13 protein-coding genes are annotated in these 14,314 nt (G+C 76.3%); 7 read left to right on the top strand and 6 right to left on the bottom strand.

The genetic code is table 11. From position 1 onward, the window contains the following. The 3 genes from F8568_RS34390 to F8568_RS34380 all read right to left on the bottom strand — a co-directional run. Positions 1–569: zinc-dependent alcohol dehydrogenase (locus F8568_RS34390; protein ID WP_151597832.1), on the bottom strand; the 569-nt coding region annotated here is incomplete at its 3' end. Then, complete coding sequence (locus F8568_RS34385; RefSeq protein ID WP_151597183.1) at positions 566–1,717, bottom strand: mandelate racemase/muconate lactonizing enzyme family protein; 1,152 nt, start codon at positions 1,715–1,717, stop codon at positions 566–568. The genes F8568_RS34385 and F8568_RS34390, both read right to left, overlap by 4 nt. Positions 1,718–1,808: 91 nt before the next feature. Continuing rightward, positions 1,809–2,897: a LacI family DNA-binding transcriptional regulator gene (locus tag F8568_RS34380; protein ID WP_328601099.1), complete on the bottom strand. Its 1,089-nt coding sequence runs from the start codon at positions 2,895–2,897 to the stop codon at positions 1,809–1,811. Positions 2,898–3,229: 332 nt separating this feature from the next. Here F8568_RS34380 and F8568_RS34375 point away from each other — a divergent pair, with 332 nt between their 5' ends. The 4 genes from F8568_RS34375 to F8568_RS34360 all read left to right on the top strand — a co-directional run bounded on the left by F8568_RS34375 (position 3,230) and on the right by F8568_RS34360 (position 8,552). Further along, a complete protein-coding gene (locus F8568_RS34375) occupies positions 3,230–5,050 on the top strand; it encodes a sensor histidine kinase (protein WP_151597184.1) in 1,821 nt (606 codons plus the stop codon). After that, complete coding sequence (locus tag F8568_RS34370) at positions 5,041–5,715, top strand: response regulator transcription factor (RefSeq protein ID WP_151597185.1); 675 nt, start codon at positions 5,041–5,043, stop codon at positions 5,713–5,715. Before F8568_RS34375 ends, F8568_RS34370 begins: the two co-directional genes overlap by 10 nt. A 329-nt stretch (positions 5,716–6,044) precedes the next feature. Then, positions 6,045–7,793: an ATP-binding protein gene (locus tag F8568_RS34365; RefSeq protein ID WP_328601104.1), complete on the top strand. Its 1,749-nt coding sequence runs from the start codon at positions 6,045–6,047 to the stop codon at positions 7,791–7,793. Between the two features lie 138 nt (positions 7,794–7,931). After that, the gene (locus F8568_RS34360) at positions 7,932–8,552 is read left to right on the top strand and encodes a TetR/AcrR family transcriptional regulator (protein ID WP_151597187.1); all 621 of its coding nucleotides are present in this window, start codon (positions 7,932–7,934) and stop codon (positions 8,550–8,552) included. A 26-nt stretch (positions 8,553–8,578) separates the two neighbouring features. On the opposite strand, the gene F8568_RS34355 is transcribed toward F8568_RS34360, so the two are convergent. After that, entirely contained in the window at positions 8,579–9,433 is an 855-nt protein-coding gene (locus tag F8568_RS34355) for a PaaX family transcriptional regulator (protein WP_202125552.1), read from the bottom strand. A 108-nt stretch (positions 9,434–9,541) separates the two neighbouring features. On the opposite strand from F8568_RS34355, the gene F8568_RS34350 reads away from it, so the two are divergent. From F8568_RS34350 to F8568_RS47175, 3 genes are all read left to right on the top strand, one after another. Next, entirely contained in the window at positions 9,542–10,408 is an 867-nt protein-coding gene (locus F8568_RS34350) for an IclR family transcriptional regulator (protein WP_202125553.1), read from the top strand. A gap of 122 nt (positions 10,409–10,530) precedes the next feature. Then, positions 10,531–11,553: an aromatic ring-hydroxylating dioxygenase subunit alpha gene (locus F8568_RS34345; RefSeq protein WP_151597188.1), complete on the top strand. Its 1,023-nt coding sequence runs from the start codon at positions 10,531–10,533 to the stop codon at positions 11,551–11,553. Continuing rightward, the gene (locus tag F8568_RS47175) at positions 11,550–11,696 is read left to right on the top strand and encodes a hypothetical protein (RefSeq protein WP_202125554.1); all 147 of its coding nucleotides are present in this window, start codon (positions 11,550–11,552) and stop codon (positions 11,694–11,696) included. Before F8568_RS34345 ends, F8568_RS47175 begins: the two co-directional genes overlap by 4 nt. A gap of 33 nt (positions 11,697–11,729) precedes the next feature. Here the strand turns inward: F8568_RS47175 and F8568_RS34340 are convergent, their stop codons facing one another. Beyond that, positions 11,730–13,367, bottom strand: a complete 1,638-nt coding sequence (locus F8568_RS34340; protein WP_151597189.1) for an ABC transporter permease — start codon at positions 13,365–13,367, stop codon at positions 11,730–11,732. After that, the gene (locus F8568_RS34335) at positions 13,364–14,302 is read right to left on the bottom strand and encodes an ABC transporter ATP-binding protein (protein ID WP_151597190.1); all 939 of its coding nucleotides are present in this window, start codon (positions 14,300–14,302) and stop codon (positions 13,364–13,366) included. Before F8568_RS34335 ends, F8568_RS34340 begins: the two co-directional genes overlap by 4 nt. Between the last annotated feature and the right edge of the window lie 12 nt (positions 14,303–14,314).

Here is a 14,314-nt window from a genome sequence, read left to right as displayed (position 1 = left end):
GCCGGCGACGACGCGGCGAGGAACTGCAGCGCGAGCATCCCGAGCGTGCCGGCGCCGACGACCGCGACGGTCTCGCCCGGACGCGGCGCCGCGTGCCGGACGGCCCCGGCGATGACCGCGGCCGGCTCCAGCAGCGCCGCCGCGCGCAGGTCGGCGCCGGGCGGCAGCACGTGCAGCAGCCGGGCGGGGACCAGCAGGTGGTCGGCGAACGCGCCGGGCCGGGTGAAGCCCGTCTCGTCGTAGCGGCTCGCGCACAGGTTCGGGGCGCCCTCCCGGCAACGCCCGCACGTCATGCAGCCGCGGAACCCCTCGCCGACGACGGCGGCGCCGACCAGCGACGGGTCGGTGTCGGGGCCGACCGCCTCGACCGTGCCGGACCACTCGTGCCCGGGGACGACGGGGTACCCGGCGAACCCCTCGGGGCGCGCGCCGTCGAACAGCTCGCGGTCGCTGCCGCACAGCCCGGCGGCGGCGACCCGGACCCGGGCCTCGCCGCGGCCCGGCTCCGGCGGGTCGCCGGCGTCGATCCGCCAGCGGCCCGGCGCCTCCACGACCACCGCGCGGCTCAACGGCGCGTCCCGCGGAAGTGCCAGCCGTCGGCGTACAGGTCGAAGTCGGCGTGCTGCTGGGGGAAGGCGGCGACCGCGTCGAGGTCCAGCTCGACGCCGAGGCCGGGCGCGTCCGGCAGGGCGAAGTGGCCGTCGACGACCTGCGGGGCGCCCTTCGCGACGTCCTTGACGGCGGCGTCGGCGAAGTCGTTGAAGTGCTCCAAGATTTTGAAGTTGGGGGTGCAGACGCCGAGCTGGAGGCTCGCGGCGGTCAGCACCGGCCCGCCGACGTTGTGCGGCGCGACCTGCACGTAGTAGGTCTCGGCGGTCGCGGCGAGCTTGCGGACCTCCGCGATGCCGCCGCTGTGCCCGACGTCGGGTTGCAGCACGTCGGCGGCCTGCAGTTCCAGCAGCTCGCGGAACTCGATGCGGTCGTGGACGCGCTCGCCCGTCGCGATGGGCAGCCCGGTGTGCGCCGCCACCTTGGCGAGCGCCTTGAGGTTCTCCGGCGGGACGGGCTCCTCCAGCCAGGCCGGGTCGAACGGGGCGAGCAGGCCGGCGAGCCGGATCGCGGTCGCGGGGGAGAAGCGGCCGTGCATCTCGATGAGCAGCTCGACGTCGGGGCCGACCGCGTCCCGCACCGCCTCGACCAGGTCGATGGCCAGCACCGTCCCGGCGTGGTCCAGGTCCATCCGGCCGGCGCCGAACGGGTCGAGCTTGAGCGCCCGGTAACCGCGGTCGACGACGCGCCTCGCCGCCGCGTGGAAGTCGTCCGGGGTCCGGTCGACGGTGTACCAGCCGTTCGCGTAGGCCTTGACCCGGTCGCGCACCTTGCCGCCGAGCAGCCGCCACACCGGCTGGCCGAGCGCCTTGCCGATGATGTCCCAGCACGCCATCTCGACGCACGCGATGCCGGACATGACGATCTCGCCCGCGCGGCCGAAGTCGCCGTACTTCATCCGGCGGACGAGGTCCTCGACGTCGAACGGGTCGCTGCCGGCGATGTGCCGGCGCTCCGCCTCGGCGAGGTAGCCGGCCAGGGCGTCGGTGCGGCCGAGCATCCGGGCCTCGCCGACGCCGGTGAGGCCCTCGTCGGTGCGGACGGTCACGAAGGTGAGGTTCCGCCACGGTGTCCCCAGGACATGGGTGCCGATCTCGGTGATGCGCAACGTGTGCCGCCCCTCTCGAATCAACCTGGCACTAGCTTGTGTTAGCGCTAACATTCGCGCCGCGCGATACGGGCCCCTCCCGCGGCCGGCGTCAGCGGCCGCCCGGCCGCACGGCCGTGCTCTCCCGCACCACCAGCTCCGGTTCCACGGTGCGGCGCGCCGGCGGGCCGGCGCCCTCGCCCGCGGGGTCGTCGACGCGTTCCAGCAGCAGCTGGAACGCGTGCCGCCCGACCTCGCCGAACGGCTGCCGGACGCTGGTCAGCGGCGGCGCGAAGTAGGGAGCCTCCGGAACGTCGTCGAAGCCCACCACGCTCACCTCCTCCGGGACGCGGCGGCCCGCCTCGCGCAGCGCGCGCAGCAGGCCGAGGGCCATCGGGTCGTTGGCGGCGAACACCGCGGTCACCGCCGGGTCGGCGGCCAGCCGCCGGCCGAGCTCGTACCCCGACCGGGCGCTCCAGTCGCCGGACAGCGGCTCGGGGGCCTCCCGGCCCTCCTCGGCGAGCACCGAGCGCCAGCCGTCCACGCGGGCGCTGGCGTCGATCCAGTCCGCCGGGCCGGCCATGTGCCACACCGTCTCGTGGCCGAGGCTCAGCAGGTGCCGGACGGCCCGCACCGCGCCCGCGCGGTGGTCCACCGACGCGACCGGCACCGGCAGGTCGTCGCCCGCGCCGACCGCCACCACCGGCATGTCCGGCGGCAGCCGCCGCAGCCCCTCGGCCGCCGACTGGTGCGGCGCGATGATGACGATCCCGTCCACCGACTGGGCGCGCAGCCGCTGCACGCCGTCCTCGATGGAGCGCCGGGTGAGCGAGCCGAGGCTGGCGATGTTGATCATGTAGTCGGCGCTGCGCGCGGCCCGCTCGATCCCGTACAGGGTCGAGGCGGGCCCGTACAGCGTCGTGTCGAAGCTGACCACGCCGAGCACCCCGGACCGGCCGGTCGCGAGGACGCGCGCCGCCGAGTTCGGCCGGTAGTCCAGCTCGCGCATGGCCGCGAGCACCCGCTCGCGGGTGCGCGGCGCGACCTTGCCCGGGTCGTTCAGCACCCGCGACACCGTCATCGCCGACACGCCCGCGAGCGCCGCGACGTCGTCCATGACCGCCGCGCGGGACCGCCCGCCGCCCGGGCCGGAACCGGACGGGCCGGTGCCGGACGGGGGAGGGGGCGCTGCGGTGGTCACTGTGATCTGCTCCACATCGGTCGGGTGTCCTGAATGTTTGCGCTAACGCCGACCCATGTCAATACCCAGTAAGCAATCGTGATAGCGCAAACATAGGCCGGTGCCATTGCGCGGGGATCACGGCTTCCGCGCAAGCCCGGCGCGACCCGTTTCAGCGGGCGGTCCGGCCCCCGCCGGCGGCGGGCGTCCGGCGGCGTGCGTCGCGATCGGGTAACGCCCTTCTCCCGGACGGGCCGGGCCGGGGACACTTCCGGTGCGTCCGGGAAAGCACGGTGCCCGCCCCCGTGGGATCCCGGTACCGGCGGACCGGCCCGGGCCCGAGCATGGAAAGGATGGTCGTGGTGATATCCGCCCCGCGGAGGCGCAGGTCGCCACCGTGGTTCGGCGCGGAGACGAGGCGCGCCCTCGCCGCCGGCCTCGCGGTGGCCGCGCTCGCCCTGGCAGCGGGGTGGCCGTACTGGCGCGACCACGCCGCCGCCGCGGCCCTCTCCCTGGCCAGCACCGGCGGGATCGCGGTCGTCGGCGTGCTGCTGGCGACCGGCGCCCGCACCCGGCGGACGGGCCTGCTGTTCCTCGCCGCGTCCCTGTCCTGGGCGGTGAACTGGCTGGCGAGCTGGGACGCCGGGCCGGGACCGGTGCTGTCCCCGTACGCCCAGGCCGACTTCTACCTCGCCCTCGCGGTGGGCGTGCTGCTGTACCCGGCCGGGCGGCTGGAGTACCTCGCCGACCGGATCTGGACGGTGTTCGCCTGCGCGGTCCTGTGGGGCTGCCCGACCGCGCTGTGGGTCACCTCGCGTCCGGAGTGGGCGGCGTTCCGGGGCCGGCACGTGTGGTGGCCGGCGCCGTTCCCCGACCACGCGGCGTTCCGCGCCGTCCTGGAGGTCGCCGCCGCGCTGTACATCGTGCTCGCGCTGTCCTTCGCCGTCGTCCTGCTGCTGCGGCTGCCGAGGATGAGCCGGATGCGGCGGGCGGTCACGCTGCCGGTGACCGTGGCGCTGGCGTTCGTCGGGATCTCCGCGGCGCTGACGCAGCGGCCCATCATGGAGGAGTCCATCTCGCTGGACGCGCTGCTGCGGGTGTACGCGGTGCAGGGCGCGGTGTCCGCCCTCATCCCGTTCGCGCTGCTGGCGTCGGGGCTGCGGATCCGGCTCGCGGAGCTGGCCGTCGCCGGCCGGATGCTGCGGCTGACCGCCCCGGTGTCGGTGGAGCGGATCCGCGACGCGCTGCGCGACGTCCTGCACGACCCCTCGCTGCAGTTGTGGTTCTGGGCGCCCGCCGAGCAGGTCTACGTCGACATCTCCGGACGCCCCGTCGCGATGGACGCCGAGGACGAGGTGCCGGCGGGCGAGGACGCCGGCGACCCGGCCGTGGGGGACGGGGGCCGGTGGCGCCGCCGCGTCGAGACCGCCGCGGGCGAGCCCCTCGCGATCGTGGAGCTGGGCGCGGCGCTGCGCGACCACGGGTCGCTGGTCGAGGCGGCGCTGGAGGCCGGCGGCCGGGCGCTGGAGACGGCGCGGCTGCAGTCCAACGTCCAGGCCGGCCTGGAGCAGGTGCGCCAGGCGTACGAGCGGCTCGTGCGCGCCGAGGCCGTGGAGCGCGAGCGGCTGGCCCGCGACCTGCACGACGGCGCGCAGCAGCGGCTGCTCGCGCTCGGCGCGATGCTCGGCACCCTGGAGGCCCTCGCCGAGGACCCGGACGTCAAGGAGCGGGCGCGCACGTGCCGCGCGGAGCTGATGGCGGCGCTGGCCGAGCTGCGCGCGCTCGCCCGCGAGGTGCAGCCGGCGCTGCTCGTCCAGGACGGCCTCGGCCCGGCGCTGGAGGTCGTCGCCGAACGGCTCGGCACCCGGGTGCTGCTGGACGTGACCGCCGAGCGCTACTCCCGCGAGATCGAGTCCACGCTTTACTCGGTGCTTTGCGAGGCATTGTCGTACGCTGTCGAGCGCGCGCGTGCGACCCGCGTGACCGTCCGGGTGCGCCCGGACGGTCACCTGCTGGTGGCCGAGGTCAGCGACGACGGGGAACGCCCGGGCGGGGAGTCCGGCGCGGTGCCCGGCGGGCTGGCCGGGCGGATCAGGGCGCTGCGCGGACACGTGGAAATCGACGGCGAGCCCACCCGGGGCACGACGGTAAGGATGGTCTTGCCATGCGAGTAGCCGTGGCGGAGGACAGCGGGATCTTCCGGCAGGCCCTGGTCACCCTGCTCACCACGGTCGGCGTCGAGGTGACGGTGTCCGCGGCCTCGGGCGAGGAGCTGCTCGCCCGCGTCGCCGAGGACCCGCCGGACGTCGCGGTCGTCGACCTGCACATGCCGCCGACGCACACCAACGAGGGCGTGGTCGCGGCGCGCGAGCTGATGCGGCGCCACCCGGGGATCGGCGTGCTGGTCCTGTCGGCCTACAACGAGACGCCGCAGGCGATGGAGCTGTTCCGCGACCAGCCGCGCCGCGTCGGGTACCTGCTGAAGGACCACGTCACCGACGTCGACAACCTGCGCGGCGCGCTGGAGCGGGTGGTGCGCGGCGAGGTCGTCATCGACCCGGACGTGGTGAGCCGGCTGGTCGAGGCCCGGCACCGGGAGCGGGAGCTGGCCCGGCTGTCCGGCCGCGAGCGGGAGGTGCTGGGCCTGATGGCCGAGGGGCACTCCAACGCCGGGATCGGCAAGCGGCTGCACCTGTCCGCCCGCACCGTGGAGGACCACGTCCGGGCCATCTTCACCAAGCTCAAGATCACCTCGTCGGGCGGCCCGCCCGGCCCGCAGGACAGCAACAAGCGGGTGCTGGCGGTGCTCACCTGGCTGCGCGCCGCCGAGACCCGGTGATCCCGGGGGCCCGGTGACCCGGCCGTCCCGCGCATCGATCGGGTAACGGCCTTTCGCGCACGGCGCCGCGCCGGAGAGAATTCGGCGTACGAGTCCGGTCGCGGAACGTGATGCCGGTGGTGGCCCCCGCACGCCACCGTGCCGCGCCGCGGGCCGTGCCCGTGGCCGTCCGGCGTACCCATCCTCCCGCCGCCGCGCCCCGGGCGCATCCGGGGAAACCCGAGGCCCGCCCGGTGGTTTCCCGGATCGCGGCCGCCGGCTCGCCGTGTGCGCGGTCGCGGCGCGGGCCCGCAGGGCCCCGACGAGGAAAGGGACGGCTGTTGAGGTCGGTGCGCGTGCGGGCGCCGTCGTGGTTCGGCGCCCCGCTGCGCCGCGCCGCCGCGGGGGGCGCGGCGGTGGCGGCGGGAGCGCTCGCCGCGGGCTGGCCGTACTGGCGCGGTCATCCCGCCGCCGCGGCGGTCACCCTGGCGTGCTGCGGCGGGTTCGCCGTCGCGGGCGGGCTGCTGGCGGCCGGGCCGCTCGGCCGCCGGACCGGCGCGGCGTTCACCGCCGGCGCGGCGGCGTGGGCGCTGACCTGGACGGGGAGCTGGAACGCGGGCGCCGGCCCGGTGGTGTCGGTGTTCGCGCAGTCGGTGTTCTTCGTCGCGATCGGGGTGGGCGTGCTGCTCTACCCCGGCGGCCGGCTCGACGGCGCCGTCGTCCGGCTGTGGACCGGTGCCACCGCGGTCGTCATGATCGGCGGCCAGGCCGCGCTGTGCGCGCTGTCGCGGCCCGCCTGGAACGGGTTCGGCGGCGCGGTCGCATGGCCGTCCGTCACCCCCCACCGGGAGGCGTTCGACTGCACGTACCGGGCCGTCACGACCCTGGAGGCGGTGCTGGCCGGGGTGCTCGTCATCATCCTGCTGCTGCGGCTGCCGGGGACAGGCCGGCTCGACCGCCGGTACACGGTGCCGGTCGCCGCCGCCGTCACGGTCGGCGTCGCCGGGGCGCTCGCGGTGCAGAACTCGCTCATCGGCCGCCACGTGACCCTGGACGACGTCATGGAGGTGTACCTCGTCCAGGGCGTGTTCGCGACGGTGCTGCCGCTGGCGTTCCTCGCCGCGGCGCTGCGCGCCCGGCTGGCCGAGCTGACCGCCGCCGAGCGGATGCAGCGCCTCACCGACCCGGTCTCGGTGGAGAAGGTGCGGGACGCGCTGCGCCGCGTCCTGCGCGACGGCACCCTCGACCTGTGGCTGTGGGCGGAGGACGGGTACGTCGACGTCGCCGGGCGCCGGGTCGCGGGCGGTGCCGGGCGGGCGCCGGGCCGGTGGCGGCACGAGGTGCGCACGTCCGCGGGGGAGCCGCTCGCGGCGGTGGACGCCGACGACCGGCTGCGCCGGCACGCGCCGCTCGTCGACGCGGCGCTCATCGCGGGCGGGCGGGCGCTGGAGACCGTCCGGCTGCAGGCCGCGGCGCGGGCGAACCTGGAGCGGGCGCGCGACGCGCGGGAGCGGCTCGTCCGCGTCCAGGCGGCGGAGCGCGAGCGCCTCGCCGGCGAGCTGCAGCGCAGTGCCCAGCAGCGGCTGCGCGCGCTGGAGGACCTGCTCGAAGGGCTGGAGGAGGCGGCCGGCCCGCGGGCCCGCGAGCAGGCGCGCGTGTGCCGCCGGGAGTTGGCGGAGGCGGCCGCCGAACTGGACGGCCTGGCCCGCGGCGTGCACCCGGCGATCCTCACCGACGCGGGGCTGGCCGCCGCGATGCGGCTCGTCGCCGCGCGGTCCGCGGCGCCCGTCCGGCTCGACCTGCCCGACCGCCGGTACCCGCCGGAGATCGAGTCGACGCTGTACTTCGCGCTCTGCGAGGCGCTGGCGAACGCGGCCAAGCACGCCGGCGCCGCGGAGATCCGGGTGGCGGTGCGGGACGAGGACGGCCGCGTGGTCGCCGAGGTCCGCGACGACGGCGCGGGCGGCGCGGGCGCCGTCCCCGGCGGCGGTCTCGCCGGCCTCACCGACCGGGTCCGCGCGCTGCGCGGCCGGGTCGACGTCGACAGCCCCCGCGGCGCGGGCACCACCGTCCGGATCACCCTCCCGGCGCCCCGGTGACCGGCGGGCGCGGCCGCCCGCCCGCTCCGGCCTCGCCGCGGACGTGACGTGGGGGTCCGTGCTTCTGGGACACTGGAACGCGCCGCCGCGACCCGGACCGCCGGGCGGCGGCGGGCGAAGAGGTGCGGACAGGGAGACATGGGCGAGCGGGTACGGGTGCGCAAGGACCGTGACGAGCGGCGCGAGCAGATCCTGGTGTGCGCGCGGGAGCTGTTCAGCGAACGGCCGTACGAGGAGGTCTCCAACACCGAGATCGCGGCGGTGGCGGGCGTCAGCCGGGGTTTGCTGAACCACTACTTCGGCACCAAGCGGGAGCTGTACCTCGCGGTCGTGGAGCGGATGCTGGACATCCCGCCGGTGCCGGTGCCCGCCTACGAGCCCGGCGCGAGCGTCCGCGAGCGCGTCACCGAGAGCATCACCGGCTGGCTGGAGCTGCTGGAGCGCAACGCCGGCACCTGGCTCGTCGCGCTGGACATGGCCGCCGGGACGGCGGGCGACGACGACCTCGCCCGGCTGGTGGACGCGGCGCGGGAGGGCGCGGTCGACCACATCACCGAGGTGGTGGGGCTGGCGCGGCTCGCCGCCGAGCACCCGGAGGTGCGCTCGGCGCTGCGCGGGTTCAGCGGGATGGCGGAGGCCGCCACCCGCGAGTGGCTGCGGCACGGCCGGCTCACCCGGCCGCAGGTGCACCTGCTGCTCGAAGAGACGCTCATGCACCTGATCGGCGAGACCGTGCCGAAGATGACGGCGCGAGTCTGAACCGGCCTGAGCGGCCGGGGCGGCGGTCAGAGCTCGACGCACTCCATCGACGCGTCGGCGATGCGGCGGGCCGGCGCCTCCCAGCGGCGGCGCAGCTCCATCAGCACCCGCTGGCCGCGGACGGCGGGCCAGCCCTCCGGCAGGTGCTCCACCGGAAGCCGCGGGTCGGCGCGGACGAGCTCCAGCCACTCGGCCGACATCCACAGGTAGCGGGCCAGGGCGTCGGGCGCGTCCGGCAGCGGGTCGGGGCGGTCCCAGCGGCGCAGGAAGGCCCGGTGGCCGGCGGCGAGGGGGCCGAGGTCGAACGCCTCGCGGAGCATCGCCGGGACGTCGGTCGGCGGCCGCGCCGGGCCGGTGAACACCTTGAGGCGCCCGTCCAGGCCGAGCCCGCCGACGAGCGCGGGGACGTCGACCGCCGACGGCGCGATCCAGGTGCCGTTGCCGAGCGACCCGAACCCCGCCCAGGCCAGCCGGGCGCGCAGGTCGTGCCGGACGCGGCGCCAGGACTCCGGCAGCGAGAACGCCAGCACCGTCCACGTTCCGTCCCAGTCGGTGTTCAGCACGCCGCGCCGCCAGACCCGGTCCTCGCCGTCGAGCAGGATCGCCTCGCAGCGCGGAGTGAGGCCGAAGTGCATGCGGCGGCCCGCGCGGTGCCGCGCCAGCAGCCCGCGGCCGACCATGCGGGCCAGCGTCGAGCGGACGGCGTGCTCGCCGACGCCGAGCCGGGCGAAGGCGTCGATGAAGCTGCCGGAGAACACCGCGACCCGGCGGCCGAGCACGTAGTTGCCGAGGTAGGTGAGCATCAGCGTCCGGGGCCGGAGCCGGGGCGGCGCCTGCTCGCCGTCCAGGGCGTCCGCCGCCGCGTCGCCCTGTCGTCCCATCCGCCCGGCTCCCGTCGTCCCGCCGCGCAGCGCGGCCCCGGAGGCCCGGGACCTCGATGTTCGGCACAAGCTTGACCGCTGTGAAGCCTACGCCTAACTTCAGGCCTGATGCCCGAGAGGACGGCCCGCATGCCCGACGACGCCTCCGGCGCGGCGTCGCAGGAGCACGGCGCCGTGCCCGCCGGCCGCGCCGTGCCCGGTCGGCGCCCCACCGTGACCAGCCGGGTCCTCGGCATCCTCGGCGCGTTCACCCCCGAGCGCCCGGCGCTGACCATCACGCAGCTCGCGCGCCGCGCCGGGCTGCCGCTGTCCACCGCCCACCGGCTCGTCGGCGAGCTGGCCTCCTGGGGCGCGCTCGAACGCGACGACGCGGGCCTCTACCGCGTCGGGCTGCGGCTGTGGGAGGTCGGCGCGCTCGCGCGCGGGCCGGCGCTCCGCGAGGCGGCGATGCCGTTCCTGGAGGACCTGTACGAGGCCACCCACGAGAACGTCCACCTCGCCGTCCTGGACGGCCTGGACGTCGTCTACATCGAGCGGATCTCCGCCCGCGACGCCGTGCACGTGTTCTCCCGCGTCGGGGGCCGCTGGCCCGCGCACGCGACCGGCGTCGGCCTCGCCATGCTCGCGCACTCCGACCGGGACCTGCAGGAACGGGCGATCGCCGGGCCGCTGCGCCGCTTCACGCGACGGACCATCGCCACCGGGCCCGAGCTGCGCCGCGCCCTCGCCGAGGTCCGGCGGACCGGGGCCGCGGTCAGCGACGGGCAGGTGGAGACGTTCGCGATGTCGGTCGGCGCGCCGGTGTTCGGCCCGGACGACGCGGTGGTGGCGGCCGTCGCGGTCGTCGTCCCGGCGTCCGGCTGGGAGGCGCGCTCGCTCGTCCCGGTCGTGCGGGCCGGCGCCCGGGGCATCTCCCGCGCGCTCGGCGCGCCGCGCGCCCTGCGGCCGCCGGAATCGGCGATGCGCGAGGTCTGACCCACGTCCGGGCGGCCCGCCCGCGGGTTCTTCCGCTGGACGGAATCGGGGTGGCCCGGGCTCACGGGCGGCGGCGAGGGTCGTCCCCACGATCCTTCGCCCACCCCGAAATGGAGCAGCCCATGGCCGTCGCACGCGACCAGTGGTACGTCGCCGCCTACAGCGAGGAGGTGGGCGAGGGACTGCTCGCCCGGACGATCTGCGGGGAGCCGCTCGTCATGTACCGGACGGGGGCGGGCCGGGCCGTCGCGCTCGCCGACCGCTGCGTGCACCGGCGCTTCCCGCTCTCGCGGAGCAACCGCGACGGCGACCGGATCGTCTGCGGCTACCACGGCTTCACCTACGCGCCCGACGGGGCATGCGTCGCGGTGCCGGGGCAGACCCGGATCCCGCGCACCGCCCGCGTCCCCGCCTACCAGGTCGTCGAGCAGGACTCCCTGGTCTGGGTGTGGATCGGCGACGGGACGGGCGACGCCGCCGCGATCCCGCGCGCCCCCTGGCTGACCTCGCCGGACTATGTGACCGTCCGCGGCATGGAGCCGCTCGCCGCGCGGTACGAGCTGCTCGTCGACAACCTGCTCGACCTGTCCCACGAGACGTACCTGCACGCCGGGTACATCGGCACGCCCGAGGTCGCGCAGACCCCGATCACGACGGAGGTCGACGACGAGGCCGGGATCGTCTACGTGAGCCGCCGCATGAAGGACGTCGAGTGCCCGCCGTTCTACGCGACGTCGACCGGCATCGAGGGCCGCATCGACCGGTGGCAGGACATCGAGTACCACCCGCCGTGCTTCTACCTGCTGCACAGCCGGATCGCGCCGGCCGGCGTGGAGCCCGGACCGGACGGCGACGACCCGCGCGCCTTCCACGTGGAGGTCGGGTACGCGATCGTCCCGGAGACCGGCACGACCACCCACGACTTCTGGTGGGTCGCCCGCGACTTCGCGCTGGACGACGCGGAGGTCTCGCGGTTCCTGCGCGACAGCAACCGGACCGTCGTCCTCCAGGACGTCGATGCCCTGAACGTCCTGGAGACGGTGATCGCCGCCGAGCCCGAGGGCTACCAGGAGCTGTCCATCAACATCGACACCGGCGGGCTGGCGGCCCGGCGCGTCCTGCAGCGGATCACGGGCGCGCGATGAGCGCGGGCCGCCTGCGGGTGGAGTGGTCGCCGGGCTCGGACCGGCTCACCGGCATCTGCCACTGCGGCGCCCGGCGCACCGCGGAGGACCCGGCGGCGATCTGGGCGTGGCTGCTGTCCCACCCCGACCACGACGCCTCATAAGCCGGGGTACCGGGACCGGCCCGGTACCCCGGCTCAGCCGATGTCGCGGCGCCGGAAGCCGAGCAGCGCCGCCGCGGCGACCGCGACCGCGACGGCGGTCAGGGCGGCGACCGGCAGGACGCCGAACCCGCCGCCGGGCAGCTTCGGCGTGTGCGTGAACGGCGAGACGTCCATGACCGCCTGCGGCAGCTTCAGCAGCGGCCCGACCTGCCCGAGCAGCAGGCAGGCGGCGAGCACGCCCCAGCCGGCGGCCGTCGCGCGGGGGAGCAGGCCGAAGACCAGCGCGGTGACCGCGGCGACGACCCACACCGCCGGCAGCTGCACGAGCGCGGCGCCGAGCTGCCGGGGGAGCTGGCCGCCCAGGTCGTGCGTGCGGGCGCCGTGCACCAGCCCGACGGCGAGCCCGCTGAGGCCGAGCAGCACCGCCGTGCCCGCGACGGTGACGGCGAGGTTCGCAGCGGCCCAGCGGGTCCGGCCGACGGCGGCCGCGAGCACCGGCTCGAGGCGCCCGCCGCTCTCCTCCGCCCGCATCCGCAGCACGCCCTGCACCGTGAAGGCCGACGCGAACAGGGCCATCAGGCCCATGGCGGTGGCGAGGAACGCGTCGGCGAGGTCCTGCTGCCCGCCCATCTCGCGGATGTCGTCGAGGACGGCGTCGCTGCCGTTGACCAGGTCGCCGACGCCGTCGGCGACGCCGCCGATGGCGAGCCCGTACACCAGGAACGCGGTGGACCAGCCGAGCAGCGTGCCGCGCTGCAGCCGCCACGCCAGCGAGAGCGGGCCGCGCAGCGACGCCGCCGCCCTGGCGGGGCCCGCCGACGGGGAGATGATCCCGGCGCCGAGGTCGCGCCGTCCGGCCAGCGCGTACGCGGCGGCGGCCAGGACCGCGAACGCCAGGAGCGAGAGCAGCAGCACGGCCCACTGCTCGCCGGCGTGCGGGCGCACCCGCTGGGCCCAGCCGATCGGGGACAGCCAGGACAGCCAGTGCGCGGAACCGGCGTCCGCCACGCCCCGGACCAGGTACGCGGCGGCGAGCACGCCGAACGCCAGCCCGTTGGCCAGCCGGGACGTCTCGCCGAGCTGCGCGGTGACGGCGGCGACCCCGGCGAACACCAGGCCCGCTCCGAACCAGGACAGCCCGAACGCGACCGACCCGGCGGCCGGCAGCCCGAACAGCAGCATGACGATCGCGGCCAGGGCCGCCGCCGTCGCGGCGGCCGTCACGGCGGCGGCGAGCGCGGCGGTCAGCGGGGCGCGGCGCCCGACGGCGGCGGCGCCGACCAGCTCCAGCCGGCCCGTCTCCTCCTCGGCGCGCGTGTGCCGGACGACGAGCAGCACGCACATCACGGCGGTGAGCGCGGCGCCGGTCGTGCCGACGCGCCACGCGCTGACGCCCGCGGCCGTGTGGCCGTTCAGCACCGGCCCGTACAGCGCCCGCATGGACGGGTTGCCGTTGATGCCGCGCGCGAAGCCCTCCAGCGAGGCGGGCGTGTCGTACCCGTTCTTGAAGCTGTAGACGGTGCTTGCCACCAGCGCGGTCAGCAGGTAGAGCCAGGACGGCACCATCACGCGGTCGCGGCGCAGCCACATCTTCAGCAGCGTGCCCGCGCCCGCGAGGCCGCCGTCCCCGCGGGCGGCCCGCGCCCGGGGCCGCAGCGTCGTGGCGGTCATGCCACGCCGCCTTCCTGCAGGGCCGCACCGTCTTCCCGGAGCGCCCGCCCGCCGTGGTCGTCCTCGTAGTGCCGCAGGAACAGCTCCTCGAGCGTGGGCGGCCGGCTGGTGAGGGACCGGACGCCGATCTCGGTGAGCTGCCGGAGCGCGGCGTCCAGCTCGGCCGTCTCGACCTCGAAGGAGATGGTGTCGCCGTCGATGCGCACGTCGTGCGCGCCGGGCAGCGGGACGCCGTCGGGCGGCCCGGCGAGCTCCGCGCGGATCGACGTGCGGGTCAGGTGGCGCAGCTCGGCGAGCGTGCCGGTCTCCACCGTGCGGCCCTTGCGGATGATGGTGACGCGGTCGCAGAGGGCCTCCACCTCGCTGAGGATGTGGCTGGACAGCAGGACCGTCCGGCCGGCGCGCCGCTCCTCCCGCACGCACTCCTGGAACGCCTCCTCCATGAGCGGGTCCAGGCCGGACGTGGGCTCGTCGAGGATGAGCAGCTCGGCGTCCGACGCGAACGCCGCGACGAGCGCGACCTTCTGCCGGTTGCCCTTGGAGTAGGCGCGGCCCCGCTTCCTCGGGTCCAGCTCGAAGCGGTCGAGGAGGTCGGCGCGGCGGCGGTCGTCCAGCCCGCCGCGCAGCCGCCCGAGCAGGTCGATGACCTCGCCGCCGGACAGGTTCGGCCACAGCGTGACGTCGCCGGGGACGTAGGCGAGGCGCCGGTGCAGGGCGGTCGCCTCCCGCCAGGGGTCCCCGCCGAGCAGCGCGGCGGTCCCGGCGTCGGCGCGCATCAGCCCGAGCAGGACGCGGACGGCGGTGGACTTCCCGGCGCCGTTCGGGCCGAGGAAGCCGTGCACCTCCCCGGACGCCACGCGCAGGTCGAGCCCGTCGAGCGCGCGCGTCCGGCCGAACGTCTTGACCAGGCCGTCGGCCCGTACAGCGTCAGTCATCCCAGCCTTCTT

The organism is Actinomadura physcomitrii, assembly GCF_008923205.2.
GTDB classification, from domain to species: domain Bacteria; phylum Actinomycetota; class Actinomycetes; order Streptosporangiales; family Streptosporangiaceae; genus Spirillospora; species Spirillospora physcomitrii.
This window is presented reverse-complemented; position numbering and strand designations above follow the sequence as displayed.

Excerpts from the sequence above, each read along its gene's own strand:
- F8568_RS34355 (WP_202125552.1), bottom strand. The coding sequence starts at position 9,433 with ATGGGACGACAGGGCGACGCGGCGGCGGACGCCCTGGACGGCGAGCAG.
- F8568_RS47175 (WP_202125554.1), top strand. The coding sequence starts at position 11,550 with ATGAGCGCGGGCCGCCTGCGGGTGGAGTGGTCGCCGGGCTCGGACCGG.
- F8568_RS34350 (WP_202125553.1), top strand. The coding sequence starts at position 9,542 with ATGCCCGAGAGGACGGCCCGCATGCCCGACGACGCCTCCGGCGCGGCG.
- F8568_RS34340 (WP_151597189.1), bottom strand. The coding sequence starts at position 13,367 with ATGACCGCCACGACGCTGCGGCCCCGGGCGCGGGCCGCCCGCGGGGAC.
- F8568_RS34345 (WP_151597188.1), top strand. The coding sequence starts at position 10,531 with ATGGCCGTCGCACGCGACCAGTGGTACGTCGCCGCCTACAGCGAGGAG.
- F8568_RS34335 (WP_151597190.1), bottom strand. The coding sequence starts at position 14,302 with ATGACTGACGCTGTACGGGCCGACGGCCTGGTCAAGACGTTCGGCCGG.
- F8568_RS34375 (WP_151597184.1), top strand. The coding sequence starts at position 3,230 with ATGGTCGTGGTGATATCCGCCCCGCGGAGGCGCAGGTCGCCACCGTGG.
- F8568_RS34370 (WP_151597185.1), top strand. The coding sequence starts at position 5,041 with ATGCGAGTAGCCGTGGCGGAGGACAGCGGGATCTTCCGGCAGGCCCTG.
- F8568_RS34360 (WP_151597187.1), top strand. The coding sequence starts at position 7,932 with ATGGGCGAGCGGGTACGGGTGCGCAAGGACCGTGACGAGCGGCGCGAG.